A 19,416-nucleotide genomic window follows, 5' to 3' on the forward strand; every position below is an offset into this window, starting at 1 on the left:
TGCAGCCCGACTCAAAAGGCCGCACCCACATCATCTTTCTTATTAACTATCTAATTACAATTTTCTCGCTGGTCAGGATGTTGCTGGCATCGACCACATTCACAATGTAAATTCCCTGCCTTAAGGTCTCAGTTTCAAAATGGAGCGCATTGATCTTGTTGTCGGCGATCTTTTTTCCGCTGAGATTGTACACCGCTACCCGCTGTAGGGATGAACCGTCTGCTTGTATCAAAATCTTCCTGTTGAGCGGGTAAATTTTTAACGAATTTTGACTCAGTAGTTCATTCCCTGTTTCAATGGTAATGTTGATTGGGTTTTCGCCCATGGCCGAAATGTTACCGGCAGCATCGATGGCATAGGCGTAATAAATGCCTGAATTTAAGCCTGAAGTCGAAATTTCAACATCGGTATTGGCTGCAGTTACGTTGGCAACAGCTCCGTTTTTAAGAGCAACAGCTGTGATGAAATCGGCATTGGTCGATTGGGGTACCCCGTCGAGCACAATGTACACCCGGCCATTGTCTTCGCTGCTTTGTACAAGTACATGGCTATTTTGGCCGTTGGTAGCTGCTTGCAAGCCGGCACTTACCACGGGTGCAATTCCATCGGTGATTTTTATGGGACTGTCGTCTTTATCGGATTTGTTTCCACTGCCATCGACATAGTAGGCATAATAAGTACCAGGCGTAAGGGCCCAGGTTGAAATTTCAATGTCGGTATACGATGACAGGCTTTCCGCTTTTGCACCCGCGCCTGCGTTTACTGCGGCATCGAGATCGGCCACGCTCTCCTGAGCCACTCCGTCGAGGATGATGTAAACGGCTCCTGAACTTAAGGAACTTTGAACGATCACCGTTTCATCGATGGCATTGGTAGCCTGTTGTTCCTCGGCAAATACAAGCGGCAGAAGCTGTTCAATGGTATAGGTAACACTATTGTGAGCCTCATTTACCTCATTGCCATTCAGGTCTTCAACATTCGAAACGGTGATGGTGAGATCGAGCCCTGTAAGGCTCATAAAACTTCCTGTGGTAACAAGCACTGCGTGGAAATTATAGAGTTCAACTTTTTTTGCGGGTCCACTTAAACCAGCGCTTCCGCTAAGCGTATAATTGGCCGGATTAACAGCACTTGTTGTGTCAATCCACTCATCGAAGCGGATTAATAAGGTGGAATCGCTTAAGGCCAGTACATCCTTTTTCACTTTAGGCCCAAGCACATCGGCCCAGCGTAAATCGCCCAGGGGCAAGCCGTCGCTGCCCAGGGTGAAGAGCGCTGTGTTCCCGAGCGTCAGGTCACCTTCTGCTGCATTGGCAAACTGCGGATCTTGAGTCCATGTATTGCTCCCTACAAGACCCGATCCGACAGAAAGCGGAACGTTTGCCTCATAATTGTTGATGTAATCGATGGAAGACTGAGCGCTTTCATCACCATAAATATCAAAAATTGTTGGTGAAGGACTGTTGGCAAAAATTGAATTGCTTACAGTGATCATGGTCATCGAGTCGGCCATGATAATATCATCGTCTTCCGAACCTACATTGTAGAAAGTGCAGTGATCGATGTTGATTGGATATTCTTTATTCACCGAAGGCTGGTCCTTAACGGCAATCACCCTTTCAGGAATATTGATGAAAGTACAGTTGCTGATTTCCAGAACATCCCACTGTGGTGAATCTTCCGAAGAAAGCCCGGTCATGCTGATGGCTTCCATGTCTTCGAAAATGCAATTTCTGAAAATGAGACTGTCGCCATGGGTACCGCCATAAGTTTTAACAATGGTTCCTGTTTCTTTCAGTTTACCGCGGAAGTGACAGTCCTCGGCAACAATGGAGTAGTGACCAATGTTTGATTCTGCCCTGATCATGTATTTGATTGGATTGACAGGATGTTCTTTGCTGTTAATTTCAATTCCTTTCAGTGTTAAGGAAGCGCCATCGGCGAAGAGTCTGAAAGTCTGGTAAGTCGATGACTCCTGATAATTGCTGATTACCGGCCGACGGGTTAGATCTTCATCGGCCATGATGGTAATTTTTGCGGTAATCTTATGCCACGCATTCAGGGCATAGTCACCACCATTGCTTGTCAGCACAAAAATGTCACCATCGTTGGCAGAGATCATGTCGTTCGAAAGCTGGCCGGTATCTTCATCGGAGTAATACCTGATACGGGGAATGTATTCAACGACGGTGAGTACCCCTTCGCTTACCGCCGAAATATTTCCAGCCATGTCAACTGCATAGGCATAATAAAAACCAGGTTGAACACCTGCCACCGACACTGCAATTTCAAGTTCCCCATCAAGTTCGATGATTCCCCTTGCACCTTTGGCAGCATCAACGGCCGCCTGTAGCTCGCTTACACTGCTTGCAGACTCGCCTTCGAGTACCAGGTAGATCGATCCTGGCTCAGTGGAGCTTACAACAACTCCGGCTGCATTGGCGGCATTTGTTACTTCCTGCGTTTCAAGGCTTACTACGGGCGCAGTTGGGTCAGTAAGTACCACTGCATTTTCGCTTTGTAATGAAATGTTTGCATAGGCATCAACGGCATAGGCATGGTAAGTCCCGGCCAGTAAGCCGGCAACGGGAATCTTGACGTCGGTGCCGGCAGTTTCCACCACCGCACTTGCACCTTTGCGCCCGGCAATTGCAGTTTCAAAATCGCTGACCGAGGCCTGCTTTTCGTTTTCCATGATCAGATAAATCATTCCCTTTTCTGAACTTTGTGCATTTGCGCTTACACCGTTGTCATTGGTCAGCTCCTGAGCTGCCAGCGTAATTACCGGTGGTGTTTCATCCAGATAAGTGTAGCTGGCAATGTTATTGTCTCCAATTACATTGCCCAGAATATCATTTACATTTTCAACCGTGACCACTACAGTTTGATTTGTTTCAATAGAGCTCATGTCAGCCACTTCAAGCAATACACTCATGGCATCGTCGGCAACTACGGCAGCCATTGGGTTGCCGCTAAGTCCGAAAGTTCCGCTCAGAAGGTAATTGGCAGCTACCGCAGCGCTTGCCGAATCAATCAGTTCGTTGAATTGAACCCGAAGGTGGGTATCATCTTCTTTTACCAATGTTTCGTACACCTTGGGTGGATACACATCGTTGTACCAGCTTAAATCACCCAATATCTGCATATCGCCGGCAAGTAAGTCGCCGGAGTTGATCAGGGTGAAATTGTTGTTTTCGGCATCGGCAAAAACCGGAGCGATTTCAATCGGCATGGTCGAAAGCGGTGCAGTTTCAAAGCCCGCTACATAGCAATGATCGGCAATAACAAAAGCCTCATCGAGCGATCCTGCCACCTGGTTGAAGATGCTGTTTTTAACCGTTACCAGTCCGGTCATTTCCCTGAATTTGAAAACTCCCTCTGAACCTCCGATGTTGTTAAAGGTTGCATGATCGACCGTTACATCAGTGCCAATGGCAACTGTCCCCGACGAGCGGTAGTAAATTACCGGTCCGTCGATGTTGGTGAAGGTACAGTTTTTAATGTTGATGGCTCCGTAAATATCGTCGGGAGTGTAAAGGTTGACGATGCGCTGCTTACAGTCGCTTACCAGTGTATTTTCTAAGGTGACAGTGCTTGTGCCTGTGTTGATTCTTAAAACACCATTGCTGTTGGTGTTGTCATGAATGAAGCAATTTTTAAAAACAAGGTCAGTTTCACTGTCGACTCTTATTACATTTCCAAGATCATTTGAATTATCAAATTCAATATTTTCAAAAGTTACAGTGATACGCTCAGTTGCATTGCGAATCCTGAAAATTCCAAAGGCACTGCTGGTATTCGAAGTGTAACTTAAGACTGGTTTCTCACTAAGTGCTTCGGCTCCTTTAATTGTTGCATTTACACTTATATCGGGTGCCTGACTTAAATCGTAAATGCCACCCGGTGTAAGCAGAATGTATTCTTCGTGTGCGCTGTTGTTGATGTCGTCGATCAGTCGGGCAACATCTTCTGACGTGTATTCATTTTCGGCTGTAGTTGCAACACCCCAGCTCAGATCACCGGCTGTTTTACCATCGCCGGCCACCAGTTCGGAAGCATTAATAATTGAGAAATTGCCATTTTCGGCATCTTCAAAAACAGGGGCTGTGCTAATGGTATTGCTTCCTTCAACGGTTTTTTCAAATCCACCCAGATAGCAATAATCAATTAGAGGAATATTGGCCAGCGAATCGCCTACATTCACAAAGACTGAATTGGTCAGCGATACGGTTCCTGTCATTGCATCACCCACTTCGATCACTTTTGTTGAGCCATTGGGGATGTTGTAGAAGGTACAGTGGTCAACCAGCAGGTCAGAACCGGAGGCCATGCTGCCACTTGCTGAACGATAGAAAATTGCAGAAGGGCCGCTCATATTGGCAAAGGTGCTGTTGCTTACCTTTACAGGGCCATAGACTGCCCCTGCGTCGTAGAGATAGATCAAACGCTGATTGCTGTCGTGAATGTAGCTGCCTTCAACGGTAACTGTAACGCCGGCTTTATCAGCACGCAACAAGCCATTGCTGCTTGTGAAGTGATAAATTTCACAGTCGACAATGCTTATCGCGCTGTTTTCGCTGCGCATGCGGGCAACTCCCATCATGGGCTCAACGGCAGTACCGTCAATGGCAAGTCCTTCGAGGTGCAGCTTGTAAGCACCATTCTGTACGTCGAAAAAATTACGGTAAGTCGAACTGTTCTCAGAATCGGTAATGACTGGTTTGTTTACTAATCCCTCTTTTGCTTTAATGATCACATCACCGGCAAGGTCGACATCACTCATCACATAGCTGCCGCCGTCGCTTGTTAAAATGTATTCGCTGTAGGCATTGGCCTCAATGTCTTCGACCAAGGCAGCTGTTTCGGCATCGGTATATTCTTTCGAGCTTTGGGCCTGGGTTGTAAAACTCATTGCCAAAACCGCCAGTAACATGAACGCCATCCTGAAAACAGCATTTTGTTTTAAGTAAAGGTGTAGATTCATAGTATCTGTTTTAAAAGTTAAGTACATAACAGGCTAGTTTTCGATGGTAATAAAACCTGTTTTAATATGATTGGAGGTAGCAGCCACTATCGCTTTGCCTCCGTACATTTTTACCCTGATCAGGGCACGTCCGTTGTATAGTTGAATTACATTCGATCCGTTGTGTGTGCCAAGTTGGTCAAGTAATTCACCATCGCCCGACAGTGAAAATTCAATTCGATTCTTTGCATCGGGGCAGAATACATTGTTTTCGTCATAAATTTTAGCTTCGATCTCAACGATATTGCCTATGCGTTTGCGTTCTTCTATTTTTAAAACGGCTGGTTCTTTCCATTCTGTAGTTTGATAGATCTGGCTAATTTCATCACTTACCTGCACTCCATTTTTGGTCGCAATTACTTTCAAATGGTTTTCTCCTTCGTTGAATTGAACGATCCATCGCAAACCGGCGGCCGGAAAATTCTGGCTGTTACGGTTTCTGACGCCCAGTGACCGGCCATTAAGAAATAGTTCGGCCTCCTCACAATTGGAATACACTTTTACCATTTTCGACTCATTGGCAGCGCCCCAGCGCACCGGCCAGGTATGCCCGTAAATATGGGCCATGGGTTCATCGGTCCAGTAAGATTGGAAGACATAAAACGCTTCTTTTTTGGTGAAATCGCGTTGTACCACTCCTTTTTGATTCACATAAGGAACAGGGTTTTCGGGACGCAACGGTGTTGAGAAATCTTTAAAGGGCCAGTAGGCAGTACCCACGTGCCAATCGTGCATTTTTTCCTGTTCTTTCAGGTGCCAGTCAATGAGGTTGCAGGCATAGGTTTCTGACCAATCACCATCTTTTGAAACACGTGCTTCTCCTCCCGACAGTAGAAAATCTCCGTCGCGCTCGTCGGTTCCATCGCCGGTCGAAATGGCTTCAAGCCCTTTGTCGGGATCTTCGGAATGCCGCATGGCGTGGTTGCTGGCACCCCATTCGACATGCAGAAAATGATCTACCTTTTCGTTCCATTCTTTGGATACCTCAGTGTATTCGGTGTACTTGCCACGGTACCAGCCGGCCCAAACCGACGGCGAATACACATCGATGATGTCGGCACAGAAGTCGCAGCGGCGAATGGCTGTTTTGCGCACAGGATCGAGCGAATGCGATAAATCGTTCAGCTCGCTCATGAAAGTTCTTATTTTTTCTTTATCAAATTCGGGGAAATCGCCGGGCCAGTCGTTTTCATTTCCCAGTCCCCAAATAATGACCGATGGATGATTGTAATGCTGATTAATCATGTTGGTGAGCATCCGGCGTGCCTGTTGTTTGTAATTTTCACCTCCCAAACCACCACGACACCAGGGAATTTCTTCCCACACCAAAATGCCCAGACTATCGCAGGCATCGAGTACGATGCGTGATTGCTGATAGTGGCCCAGCCGAATAAAATTGACCCCCATGGCTTTCATCAGCTGCATTTCTTCGACGATAAGATCTTCGGGCATTGCTGCGGCGTATCCGGCATGGTCCTCGTGACGATGCGTTCCGCGCAGGAAAAGGTTTTCGCCATTGAGTTGGAATGGCCCGTGTGCTACAAATTCAAAATCGCGGATGCCAAACTTCTCTGTAAATTCGTCGGTTCCATTCTCCGATTCAAGGCTTGCATGCAGCGTGTACAATTGGGGTGTTTCTACCGACCAAAGCCTGGGTTTTTTGATTTCAACGGAGGACTGGAGGGCATCGGTACGGTTTCCTTCGGCCTTGAGACTTGCGACTGTTTTACCGTCAGGATCAAGAATGGTATAATTTACAATGAATTTTCCTTCAAAATTAAAAGGATTGTACAGTTGTGGTGTAATGCTTACAGTGGCTTTTTTGTAGCCTTTCGCCGGTTGGGCATCCACATGTATCTGATTGAAGGATACGGCAGGTACGCTTAACAAATTGACATAGCGGTACAAGCCGCCATAGAGATTAAAATCGCTTAAGTCGGACGGGATCAATTCAAGATCGCGGCTGTTGTCGCAACGCACAATGAGCGGTACTTTTCCTGCTTCGATGCCCTCGATGGGATTTTGCTGATAGTGACCAACAGCATCGGTGATATCGAATACAAACTCATCGTAGCCGCCCACATGTTCACCAACGAACTGCATGCCGATAAATGCCTTTGTTTTCTGTCCGGCACCTTCGAAGTGCAGCAGCAAACGTCGGCCTTCTTCAACCTGATCAATGCTTAAATGGGTGCGGTACCAGCCCGGCCCCTGATAATAGGGCTGATGAAAATCAACTGCGTCAAAACGGTTAAAACTGTGGGGCATTTCAACAGCTTCCCAAACCGGTAGCAAGGCTTCCCTACCGGTACGCAATGCTTCATAGGGTCCGCCAAGATCACCCTTCACATATTCCCAATTCCGGGTCAGTCGTTGGGCCTTACGCTGCGCATTCAGATTCCCGCTGATTGCCAGCAATAGCACTACTAAAAGGCTGATAATGTAAGTTCTTTTGTTTTGCATTTTTTACCTGTTTTCTGTCTGGTTGTTAGTAGATGAATTGATCGGTCAGCACGCCACCTGTTGCAATAATGCGCAGGATGAAGGGGCCCGAAGTAGGATGGGGCAGCCAGGCTTGAAAGCGTCCTCTTAGATTTCTGTATTGAATAATTTTCTTTCCGCTGGTGTCGTACACAGCCATATGGTAGTTTTCGTTGTCATTGGCTGGTTGAATGTTTAGCTGGCCATTTTGGACAAACCAATTCATTTCAAGCATTTCTTTATGTTTCACTGATGTGACCGGTCCGGTTTCATTGATGATCACCACATGATTGGATGGAGCAGAAATGCGTCCGTCGGTGTCGATGGCATAATAGCGATAAACACCACCGCGGAGTCCTCTGGTATAAATGGGGACCGAAACGCCAACACGGCTTACTTCGGCTTTGGCAGCTCTGGCGTTGTTTACTGCCTGTTCAAAATCATCGACGGCATCAACCGGTTCGCCCATTAAGATCAGATAAATAAAGCCCTCTTTCGAGCTTTTTGCAGCAGCAAAACTACCGGCTTCGTTGTTGGTGCTAAGCTCTGCACCTTCAACCACCGGACGCTCGTCAGGAACTAAAAAATCACTGCTGTTTAATCCGTTGATTGAAAGTCCGCTTTCAGAAAGTACATTGTTGGCATTAATTGAAATGACGGACAGGGATGGAAGCAGTCCCAAAGCGGGGAAGATCAGTTTCACCGTATATTCATTATACAGTTCTACGCTGTATTCGTGGTCCTCGATGCCAGCAGTACCGCCTATTTGAAAGTTGCCTTCAACTACGGTTGCCAGATCAAGTGGCAGATTGAATTGCATCAGAAAAACAGAATCGTTGAGCTGCTCCAATGCTGAGTAAGCAGAAAAAACAGTGCTTCCATTGAGGCGCTGATCCAATTGTGTTTCATAGAGTGAGGCAGGGAACAGGCCTGGTCTATTGTTGCCAAGCCAAACACCGTCGGGACGGTTACTGCGGTAGCCATTCAGTTTACGGCCGATAAAACCAAAGTTATAGTTTTTAGCCGAGGCCCACGGGCTTTGGCATACCGAACCGCTTCCCTTGCAGTTCCAGAAAACCATGTTGGCACCGGCCCAGCCATGACCGCTCCCCATGTCGTCGCGATCCTGCACATTGATTTCATTGTCGGTGTCAATCTGATCGAATAAAATTCCCATGGCCCAGCGATGATGGGGGCCTATATCGTTATGAGCGTTGCGAGCTTTGCTTTGTGTAAATACATTGGGCCCGCAAACTTTAGATCCGCTGATGTAATCGTGCCTGCCTTCGGTGGCTTCGCAACCCTTAAAGAGGTTCAGCTGACCTTCGCAATAGAAGGAGTAACGACGACCTCCGCTTACAATCGATTTTGGTTCGTAGGATGCACAATCGATCACACTGATCATTTTTGCATCGCGCTTAAGCGATACACTGGCATAGGCAAAGTACCATGATTGCAGGTTTCTGGCCCATCCGTTTTGAACTTCGTTCATCTCAACGGCTGTCCAGGCATGTGCTTCATCGGTTTCGGAAGTATGTTCCGATTTAAAGACCATATTTTCGATACCAATGTTTTCCAGTCGATCGAATGAGGCCCTAAAAACCTGGCCGCCACCGAAATTTTTATCAAGAGCCATTACAACAGGATTTCTGAAAAAGAGGGTGTCGCCATGCACCCTGGTGAGTTGTCGTTCAAAATAAAGGTCGTAAGCCGCGGCGGTCCATTGTTGGGTTGGATCACCGGCGCTTCCTTCGCTTAGTTGATTCATTTTAATGGCCGAAATCCATGCATTGGTTCCGGGGCGGTATATGGCGATCAGGTCACCAGCTTTGTAGGCCGAGGCATTTTCGACCAGCAGATATTGACGTCCCACAGGGACATAATTTTCGATAACATCAACCCCCGTGTTTTTATCAATTTGTAAAGAAGTGTTGTTACCGACAACGAGCAGGGAGCGTTGGTTGGTACCTGTGGCCCACAATATGGTCCCATTTTCATGCTTGCCTTCGCCTCTTAAAACAATGCCGCTTTTTTCGATTTTCAGCTGGCCTTCGATCTGGTATTCGCCTTTTTTAAGCAGAACAGCCCCCCTGAAACCACTGGCATCGGGTTCAATATTGTACATTGCTTCGATGGCCGCCTGTATGCTTGCGCCGTCATCTCCGTCAAGCGGAGAAACTTCGAGCACCACCGGAACATCAGGAATGTTTTCATCGCCAAAGCGGTAGCCAACATGGCTGAAATCGGGGATTACATTTCCCAGTTCATCGGCTGTGTAGCATAATTTCCCTCCTTTCCCGAAATAGACATAATCGGTCGACCACTGGTTCTGTGCACTTGCATCAGGCACATGGCAAATCATGAAAAAAAATGAAATGTAAAGTAGAATTCGCTTCATGTTAATTAATTAGAATGAAAATGAAAATGAAAATCAGGGCAGCTGTTTTATCAACATCTGTTTCTTCCAGCTCGTTCTTTTGTCTGCCCTGATCTTCTTTCTTTTACTTTTATTGAATCCTGAACAATTTTCCACTTTTTACATACGATGGTGCTTCGATGCGATAAATCAGGATACGATCATTCACCTGCTTTCCATTGGCATCGGTTCCATCCCAGTTAACGGCATAGTTTCCTTCGGACAGCTGTTGATTGATCAGCTCCTTTATTTTCCGGCCATTCCTGTCGAAAAGAGCAATTTTTACTGCGCCTTTTTCTCTTATGGAATAACTGATATTTACATGATCTTTAAAGGGATTGGGAAATGCTTTCACCTTTAAATCCGACAGTGTGTGATTTAAATTTGAAGTTGATACATCGGGGAAATAGTTCAGGTTGCCAACAGGCAATCCACCGCTTGCTGCAGTATACGACTGTGCCGATGTTGAATAGGAAAGATCAATTTCATCGGGGAAATATCCACCTTCACCACCAACACACCAGCTGTCGGGATAAGTACCGGCATTTGGGTCGGCATAATATAGTGCGATGTACGAAATGTGCGGGTTACACATGGTGGTGAACGATAAATTTTCGGAGAAGTACATGTCGTTCACTTTTTCAGCATCAACGGCCTCTTTTAGCAGCGGATTAACAAAGTCGGGCTGGCTAACCGAGTCAATCTGACCCCAAACGCTTTTTACCGATTCATCCCAGTAAATGTTGTTGTTCTCGATTACATAACTGCCGTCGGCGTAAATTGTATCGAGTGTGATCACAGCAAATTTGGGCGGGTTTTCGGGTTGTGTTTGTTCCGAAGTATGAAATTCGTTGTGTCCAAGCATAATTACGTTGGCGAAAACTGAATTTTTTATGGTGGCATTTTTGCAGTCTCCCAACTGGATTCCACCGTGGCGTCCCACGGTGTTGACTGCTGTCAGGTGATCGATGTACAGGTAATTCACCTGGGTATTCATGTTACGAATGATCCGGTCGGTGAGGTTGTAGGTCGTGGTGTTTTTTATCACCAGGGTGTCGAGGAAGAGTGCTTCGGGGCGCATGTCAATTAAGCGGCCATTTCCACCAAAAGCAGTACGGTAGCCAATGTTGCCCATGGTGCAGTTTTCGACAAAAATCTTTAAGGAATCGGCCCGTGCACAAATGGCAGCGGCACGATCGCCATCCCAGCTTACATTTTTATATCGTGCGGTTGAGCCATTTCCCCTTAATTCAACGTTCCAATGCTGGTATCCGCCATCGGGCAGGTGACCGTTAATGGCCACATTTTCGAGGGTCAAATCGTTATAGGCCACAATGATATCAAGTCCATAAGTTCCATCGGCCTTCACAGAACCTACAATTTCAGGGAGCAAACCTTCGCCTTCCTCGCCACGAATGTGCAGGTGATAGTCGTAGTTCTGGATCTGTTTCCCCATAAAATAGATCTGATTGCGCTTTAGTTCGAAGATCACATTGGGATTTGTTTTTCGCTCGGTAGTATCGCCAACAATGGCATAATAAAGCGCATTCTCATATTGTACCGGATCGTCACCAGAGGCCGGATCCCATCCGTCTACTTTTACAATTCGAGTTTCCTGTGACCAGGCTGAAAGCGTAAAAAGGATCAGCAGCAGGAAGGAACTAAGTGAGTAAATTTTTTTCATTTTAATGCTGTTTAAGTTGTTGTTTATTAGTTGTTAGAATTTATATCTCAATCCGATATCGAAGGTTCTGCCATATCGGTTTTCAGAAGTTACATACTGTGGTTTCCAGGTGTAGCGGCGTTCGCTTTCGGCTGTAATGTTTGAAAGGTTGGCCATAAGCATCAGTTTCTTTCCTATTTTTTGAGAGATGCTGGCATCGAAACGCAGGTGGTCGTCGACATAGGAATAGAAATATTCGGTGGTTTCGGATGTCCCCCTGCTACTGAACCCGGTCAGATAGGCTGCCTGATAGATGGCTGACAGACGGATTGAAAAACCATTCAGATCGTATCCGAGCGAGACATTGGTAATCCAATCGACCTGGTTGGGCAGGGAGGTGGCATTGCTTTCGTAGAATGATGAATCGGGAAGAAAAATCATGCGACGCAATGAACGATCGTAGTATTCATATGGTTGATAAGTAAATGAATACGTTTCGGACCATAAGCGGGTCGCATTTATGTTCAATACAATTCCGTTGAAGGGTGCCGGCAAGTAGCTGAAATTGGTTTGTAAGTCGAATTCCAGACCATAAACCCGCGAATTGTCGAAATTCATGTAATCTTCTTCTACATCGTATACCTGTTTGGGATAGCCCCGTTCTTCGGCTTCGTCGGAACCCATGCGGCGCGAGGTTTTGGTAAAATAGTTGTCGAATTCTTTATAAAAACCGCCAAGGGTAAGCAGGCCTAACTTGTTGCTGAAAAATGAAAAATTCAGGTCGTAGTTCCAGGCAGTTGTGTGTTCCAGCTCTGTATTGCTCTGATAAACCACTGCATCGTTCAGGTCGAGCCGAACACGAGGTGCGACCATTTGGTAGCCCGGACGAGCCAAAGTGCGCGCTGCCGAAGCACGTATGTCGATCCACCCCGTAGGTTTCACTTTTAAATGAATGCTGGGCAACAGTTCTCCGTAATTTTGTGTCGATGTGGTATCGCTCACTTTTCCTGTTTCTCCGTGAATATCGATGTCGGAATAAAAGCCCGAGTAGTTGTTATCTGAATGCTCGTAACGAAGTCCCGGGATTAAGGTGATGATTTTACCAATGTTCACTTTGCTCATTACATATCCGGCCATCACCTTTTCGTAGGCCGCATATTTCAAATATTCTTCATTGTATACCGGATCGAGTTCACTGTTCTGGGTACTTTGCCATTCATCTACCTTATTAAAATCGAATTGGGGATAAATACTGTAGCTGTCGTTCCAGATACTTAGGCCTTCGTTTTGATTCACAAAATTATACAAGCTGATTTTGTTGTTTTGTGTCATGTACATTTCATGCGGCCAGTTGGCAACGGCCTGGTTAATGTAGGCCTGATCCATGTAGTACCAGTAAACCTGCTGGTGATTGTGGTCGTAAATACGATCGTCGGTGGTCAGTTTGCCTCCGAATTTCAGGAAGCCGGAAATTTTATTCCCCAGGGAGAAATCGTATTTAAAATCGAGTGCAGCCTGCAGGTTTTCGTGTTCATTCCACGAAGGTGAGAAGTAGTATTTTTCGAGCTGGGCATCGGCATAATTGCTGTTGCGTTTGTTGTTTAATGCTTCGGGATTGGTTTCCATTTCGGATGCCTCAACACCATTGTATTGAACAATGTCGAGTGAAACGTCGTATGGTTTCCTGTTGGTGGTTCTGCTGCGCGACAAACGCCATTCGGCTTCGATGCCTGCAAAACGTTGTTTTCCCGAAAGCAAGGTCTGAAAGGTGGCAAGCGTTCCGTTGTTGTGAGTTGGCTGGTGAAATATGCGTCCGGCATTTTCAAGACGGTTTACCGACAAATACTTATCGGTGTAGCGGCCACTGTAAAGTGCCTGCCCCATTACATAACCACTGCCGTACTGGTAATCGACCTGCGCACTGCCGCCAAAGCGTTGAATTCGTTTGTTTTCATCGGTGATGGTCATGTTCGAGACCAGTATTTTTCCTTCGTCGATGTTGTTTTTATTCCACGAAACGTTGATCCGTTCAGAACTCCTGTTGGTTTTTTCATAGTTGGCTTTTAACATCAGTCCCAGTTTGTTGTCGAAATAGCGACGGCTGGTATTGAGAGAGCCTTTGTAGTTGCCAAATTCGTTCTTCAGATTATTGTAACCACCGTAAAGCCTGATTTCGCTTACCGGAATATCGGGAGCTTTGGTAACCCCCAGGTTCACAACGCCACCAATAAAATCACCATCCATATCGGCTGTAGGCGATTTAAAGAGCTCGATGTTGGACAGCAATTCGGGTGAGATCATGCTCAAATCGACCGAGCGGTCGCCCGAACCCGTTGCAGGCAGTTTAACGCCGTTAATGGTTACTGAGGTGAGTTCAGGACTTAAACCCCGTACTACCACTTTGGATGCTTCGCCACCACTGCGTTGTACGCTCACCCCGGGCAGACGGCCAATGGCTTCGGCGGCATTTACGTCAGGCAGTTCCCTGATTTTATCGGCCGAAACCACATTGGTCAGTGCATCGGAGTTCAGCTGCTGGTTGATGGCGGCGCGTTGTCCCATCATTTGTGCCGAAATAACGACTTCTTCAAGACCAACGGCATCGACAGAAAGGGCAACATTCATTTCGGCTGCTTCACCTGCAACGATTGTTTTTTCTACTTTTTCACTTTTGTATCCGATGAAGGAAACAATGAAGGTGTACGAGCCAGCCGAAACATTCATTAAACGAAAGGCACCATCAACATTGCTTACTGTTCCGGTTGACATTCCTTCGATAAAAACGGTAGCACCGGGTAAGGGTTCACCACTTGTTTTATCGCTTACCACACCATAAACAGAGCCATTCCCCTGCGCAAAACCTGCAATGGTGAGCATGAGAAGTAAAAGTGGAAGACTGATAAGTTTCATTCTAAGTTTCATCATTCGTTTTTGGTTTTTATTATGTCAGGCTAAAACCGCAAAAAGTATTACGATGATTGTCAGCAAGAGCAAGAAACCTACTAGCATTTCGGGTAATACTTTTTTTCTATTCTTCTTTTTTTTGATACTATTCAACATGAATTGTGATTAGATTTCGAAGACGAATTTAGTTGCAACAAGGCGCTGCATGATAGCACACAGGTTGCAAAGAATTTAGAAGAAGTTGCAAGAGATGTTAAATTGGTTGCAGAATACCGTTTTCGTTGCACCAAAGGGCAATATCACGTGTTCAGCTTATCGATTACTGAATTCTTTGGGAGTGGTTCCGGTGTATTTTTTAAAGGTAGAAATGAAATGTGAAGTACTGTTGAAACCGGCTTTCAAGCTTACTTCGTTCACATTGTACTGTCCTTCGCGAAGCATTCTTTTTGCCAGTTTCAAACGTTCGGCCCTGATGTAATCGCTCGGGGTATTGTCGGTAAGTGCTTTGAATTTGCGGAACAACTGACTACGACTCATGCCCAGGGCAGCCCCCATGTCTTCGACCGTAAAATCTGTATTCCCAATGTTTTCGTGCACTATTCTTTCTGCTTTTTCGAAAAACTGCTTATCCATTTGGTTTTCGACCACATCGGCAGGCAGGGTTTCAAATTGATTGGCAAAACGCTTTCGCAGCTGTTTTCGTTGTTTTATCAGACTTTGGATTTGTACCTCGAGGAAATTGATATCGAAGGGTTTTTCGATGTAGGCATCAGCACCATTTTCAATTCCTTCAATTTTGTGCTCTACGGCAGTTTTGGCAGTTAACAGCACAAGCGGAATATGACTGGTGATGTAATTTGACTTCACTGCTTTGCAAAACGAAACACCATCCATGTTGGGCATCATCACATCCGAAATGATCAGGTCGGGCATCGATTGTCTGGTAAGCTCCAGTGCCTCCCGGCCATCTCCTGCTTCCAGAATGTGGTAGGCCGAAAAATGGTTTTTTAAAAATTTGCGCAGTTCGATGTTGTCTTCAACCAGCAGGAGGGTGGTGGCAGCCTGCTTTTCACCGCTTGTCGTTTCAACCGGAAGCTGTACAGTATTTGTTCTTTTGCTTTGTCCGCTGGTCGTTCGGTCGGGGATGTTGTATTCGTTTATCAACTCAGGGTTGAAAGCTTTTTTACTGACTGGCACGGTCACGGTGAAAACCGTTTCAACGCCGGGTTCACTTTTAACATCGATGTTTCCGCCGTGCATTTTTATCAGGCTCTGTGAGAAGGCCAGTCCAACCCCGGTACCCGAATAATCATCAAAGCCCTGGTTGTCGCTGTAAAAACGTTCAAAAACCCTGGTGATTTTGTCCTTTTCAATTCCCACGCCATGATCAATCACCCTGATGCTTGCCTGTCCTTCTTCCTCTTCTTCCAGTTCCACTTCGATATTTGAATTACGGGGCGAGAATTTTATGGCATTCGACAAGAGGTTGAAAATGACACTGTCGATGATGTTTTGATCGAACCATTGCTGTGTGAAAATTTTATTGGAATAATGAAAATTAATGGCAATCGATTTTTCGTCGGCATATTCTCTGAAGCCATCCACAATTTCCTGAATAAACAGGCGAAGATTGCCCTGTTTAATGCTCATGTTAAACTGCTGGCTTTCCAGTTTTCTGAAATCCATCAACTGCTTTACCAGCCGCAGCAAACGCTTCACATTTTTTTGCATGGTAGTATACAAATACTGCCGTTGTGCTGTGTTGGTTTCAGTCTGGCTGATCAGTTTGGCCAGCGGGGAGGCAATGAGTGTGAGCGGTGTTCTGAATTCGTGTGAGATGTTGGTAAAAAAGCGCAGCTTCATTTGATTCAGCTGTTCCGACTTTTCCCGTTCCCTCCGTTCAAGTTCCAGCAGGCTTTCCTGTTCAATTCGCTTTACAATGAAGAAATAAAGTCCCATAACCAGGAAGCCAATAAAGACCAGGTAGAAAATATAAGCCCATTTTGTTTTCCATGGAGGAGGACTGATCGAAAGTTTGATCGAACGTCCTTCATTGTTCCATATGTCGTCGTTATTCGATGCTTCGACCCTGAAGGTATAGTCGCCCGGACTGATATTGGTATAGGTGGCTATTCGGTTATTTCCGGCTTCGATCCAGTCATCGTCGTAGCCATGGAGCTTGTAACGGTAATTGTTGCTGCCAGGGGAGGTGTAATTTAAAGCTACAAATTCGAAAGTAAAATCAGCCTGATTGTATTTTAGTTCGATTTGGCCGGTTCGGTCGATGTGTTGGCTCAGTGGCGCTTGTTCGCCTCCAACAGGTACCGATTTGTTGGCTACTTTGAAACCAGTAAAGTGAATTTGTGGAATGTTGGGATTGTCTTTGATTCGTTGGGGGTCGAATAGGTTGAACCCGTTGCTGCCGCCAAAATAGAGTTGCCCATTTTCGGCTTTCAGCGATACATATACCTCGAACTGATTGCCCTGCAAGCCATCTTCCACATAATAGTTTTTGAAGCTTTCATCGCGGGGATCAAACATCGAAAGCCCGTTGGATGTGCTAATCCACAGGCGTCCATTGTCATCGAGCTCAATGGCACTGATACGATTGCTTGCCAATCCATCCAACTCTGACCACGAACGCGTCGTCAGATCTGAAACATTCAGCAGGTTGAGGCCTTCGGTGGTGCCAATCCATAACTGGTCGTGCTCATCGAAACGAAGGGCGGTGATGTTGTTGCTGGTGAGTGCTGCTTTTTCACTTCCTAAGTTAAACCATTGTCTTTTCCCATCGCTGTATCGTACCAGACCATTGAACTTGGTCCCCATCCAAAGGGCTGAGTTGTCTTGTTGCTGAGCAAAGCATTTCACCGATTGAACCCCATCGACCAGTTTAAAGCTGAAATTGTTGTGGTCGAAAAGAAAAACTTCGTTCAGGACCGACACCCAAAATTGACCGGATGACTCCCTGAAAATGGAATAGATCCGGTTGTATTCAGGTTTCGTTTCACCATTAAGCTGAACTTTAATGTTTCTGAATGTTTTTGTTTGCTTATCGAACAAGTCGATTCCCTGTCCGAAAGTACCAATCATCAGCGTGTTTTCATTGAGTTCGTTGATAGAGAAGATGTAGTCAGAACTTATTGAGTTGCGACGCTCATCGCTAACATAATTTTCGAAGCGGTTCTGCGCGGGATTAAAACGGCTAAGACCTCCTCCCTCCTTGGTTCCTATCCAAATCTCTCCGGCACTGTCCTGAAAAAAACAGCGGATGTTATTGCTTACCAGGCCATCGGGTCGGTAATTTACCTTGAAGTGATAAAAGGGTTTGCGGTTGTAATCGAGAAAGTTAATGCCCTTGTTGAAAGTACCCAGCCAAATTATTCCCGATGAACTGTGTGTACCCGAAATGATGGCTTTGCTGCTTAAACTGTGTGGATCGTACATGTCGGGTTCCAGAAAAGTCAGTTTTCCCGTTCGCTTATTGTAAAAATAAAGACCTTTGTCACGTGCCAGAAAAAACAAATTCTTGTCCTTGTCTTCCAGTATTTTATGTATCCTGTCTGAGCTGCTCATTTGCTGATGCCGGGAAGTGAAACTTTTTATTTGTTCCTGTTCGAACGATGCTTCATATAAGCCCATGTAGTCGGTGCAAATCCAGTACTTTCCCTGTGAATCCTTATAAACACCCGTTACATCCCTTAGCGAATCGGCAGTAAAAATATGCCTTAGCGATAATGTTTCCGGATCAATCAGGTCGATTCCTTCACGGGTGCTGGCAACAATTCCATATTTTTCATCAACGTGTATATGAGCAACAACACCCGAGACCAGTGAATTTCGGTCATCCGCCTGGTGGGTCATTCTGCTTAATTGGCCGGAAGCAGTGTTGTAACAAAACAGTCCGGACGAGGTCGCGATCCACAGTTGCTGTTGTGAATCAAATTTAAGGTCGTAAACGGTATAATTAATGGGTAGCGGCCTTGAGGCAAACATTTGCTTAAAGCGATAGGTCGCTTTATCGAAGAAAGCCACACCGCGGCGGGTGCCAATCCACAGGTTTCCTGTAGCCGGATCGCTTACGATGCTTTGCACATCGTTGTTAAAAAGACTGGTCGAATCGTCGATTTGTTGTTTGAATATAATGGTTTCAACCCCGTTGTACAGGTTCAGGCCGTCGTCGGTTCCCAGCCACATAAAACCATCTTCGTCTTCGTAAATGCAGTTAATACGGTTGGATGACAAGCCATCGTTGTTGGTAAAATGATTAAAGTTGAAATACTGGTCATTTATTTGTGCCATAGCCACCAGGCATTGCAAGCACAATGATAGTATGATCAGTATGATTATACGCTTACCATGTCTCAATAGGTCTATGGAATTCTGCTCTGGCATAGATGCAACGCTTATTGCTCACAAAGTAAAAAAAATTAAGTTAGAAATATAATTTCAGTTTACTGTTAGTAAGCAATCACCTTGCTCCCAATTCCATCTCATAATGCGGAATGCCATCTTCGAGATACGCTTTGCTTACTACTTTAAAACCAAGGTCTTCATAAAATTTCCGCAAGTATTTCTGGGCACTTATTTTGATCGTTGCTGCCGACCATTCATTTTGGAGGAAGGCAATTCCTTTTTGCATTAACAGGGTCGACAGTCCCTTTCGACGATGGTTCATTTTTGTTAGCACCCGCCCGATGGATGCAACAGGGAAACGCGTGCCGGGTTTTAACAAACGTACGTAGGCGATGATGTCGCCATTCTCGCTGCAATACAAGTGAAGCGCTTCCTGGTCGAGATCATCCAGATCGTTGTAAATACATTGCTGTTCCACTACAAATATCTCACTTCGAAGTTTCAATATTTCGTATATTTCGGCATTGCTGAGCTCCGAAAAGGATTTGATGATCACTTGCATGATAAAATGTA

At 45.7% G+C, this 19,416-nt stretch carries 7 protein-coding genes; all 7 read right to left on the reverse strand.

Annotated features, from left to right (window positions below):
• Positions 1-46 precede the first annotated feature (46 nt).
• The 7 genes from FHS86_RS08565 to FHS86_RS08595 all read right to left on the reverse strand — a co-directional run bounded on the left by FHS86_RS08565 (position 47) and on the right by FHS86_RS08595 (position 19,405).
• Positions 47-4,984 carry a DUF5123 domain-containing protein gene (locus tag FHS86_RS08565; RefSeq protein ID WP_429412589.1) on the reverse strand — a complete coding sequence of 1,646 codons (4,938 nt, stop codon included), beginning with the start codon at positions 4,982-4,984 and terminating at the stop codon, positions 47-49.
• 33 nt (positions 4,985-5,017) lie between these two features.
• On the reverse strand, positions 5,018-7,486 hold the full coding sequence (locus FHS86_RS08570) for a glycoside hydrolase family 2 TIM barrel-domain containing protein (RefSeq protein WP_429412590.1): 2,469 nt from the start codon (positions 7,484-7,486) through the stop codon (positions 5,018-5,020).
• A gap of 25 nt (positions 7,487-7,511) precedes the next feature.
• Positions 7,512-9,902 (reverse strand): hypothetical protein, encoded by a 2,391-nt coding sequence (locus FHS86_RS08575; protein ID WP_429412591.1) that lies wholly within the window; start codon positions 9,900-9,902, stop codon positions 7,512-7,514.
• Positions 9,903-10,011: 109 nt separating this feature from the next.
• Positions 10,012-11,604, reverse strand: a complete 1,593-nt coding sequence (locus FHS86_RS08580; protein WP_429412592.1) for a hypothetical protein — start codon at positions 11,602-11,604, stop codon at positions 10,012-10,014.
• Between the two features lie 33 nt (positions 11,605-11,637).
• Positions 11,638-14,508, reverse strand: coding sequence for a TonB-dependent receptor (locus FHS86_RS08585; protein WP_429412593.1), 2,871 nt, complete (start codon positions 14,506-14,508; stop codon positions 11,638-11,640).
• A 291-nt stretch (positions 14,509-14,799) separates the two neighbouring features.
• Positions 14,800-18,789, reverse strand: a complete 3,990-nt coding sequence (locus tag FHS86_RS08590) for a hybrid sensor histidine kinase/response regulator (RefSeq protein ID WP_429412594.1) — start codon at positions 18,787-18,789, stop codon at positions 14,800-14,802.
• A gap of 169 nt (positions 18,790-18,958) precedes the next feature.
• The gene (locus FHS86_RS08595; protein WP_429412595.1) at positions 18,959-19,405 is read right to left on the reverse strand and encodes a GNAT family N-acetyltransferase; all 447 of its coding nucleotides are present in this window, start codon (positions 19,403-19,405) and stop codon (positions 18,959-18,961) included.
• Between the last annotated feature and the right edge of the window lie 11 nt (positions 19,406-19,416).

This window comes from Roseimarinus sediminis, from assembly GCF_050433125.1.
In the GTDB taxonomy this organism is placed as follows: Bacteria; Bacteroidota; Bacteroidia; order Bacteroidales; family Prolixibacteraceae; genus Roseimarinus; species Roseimarinus sediminis.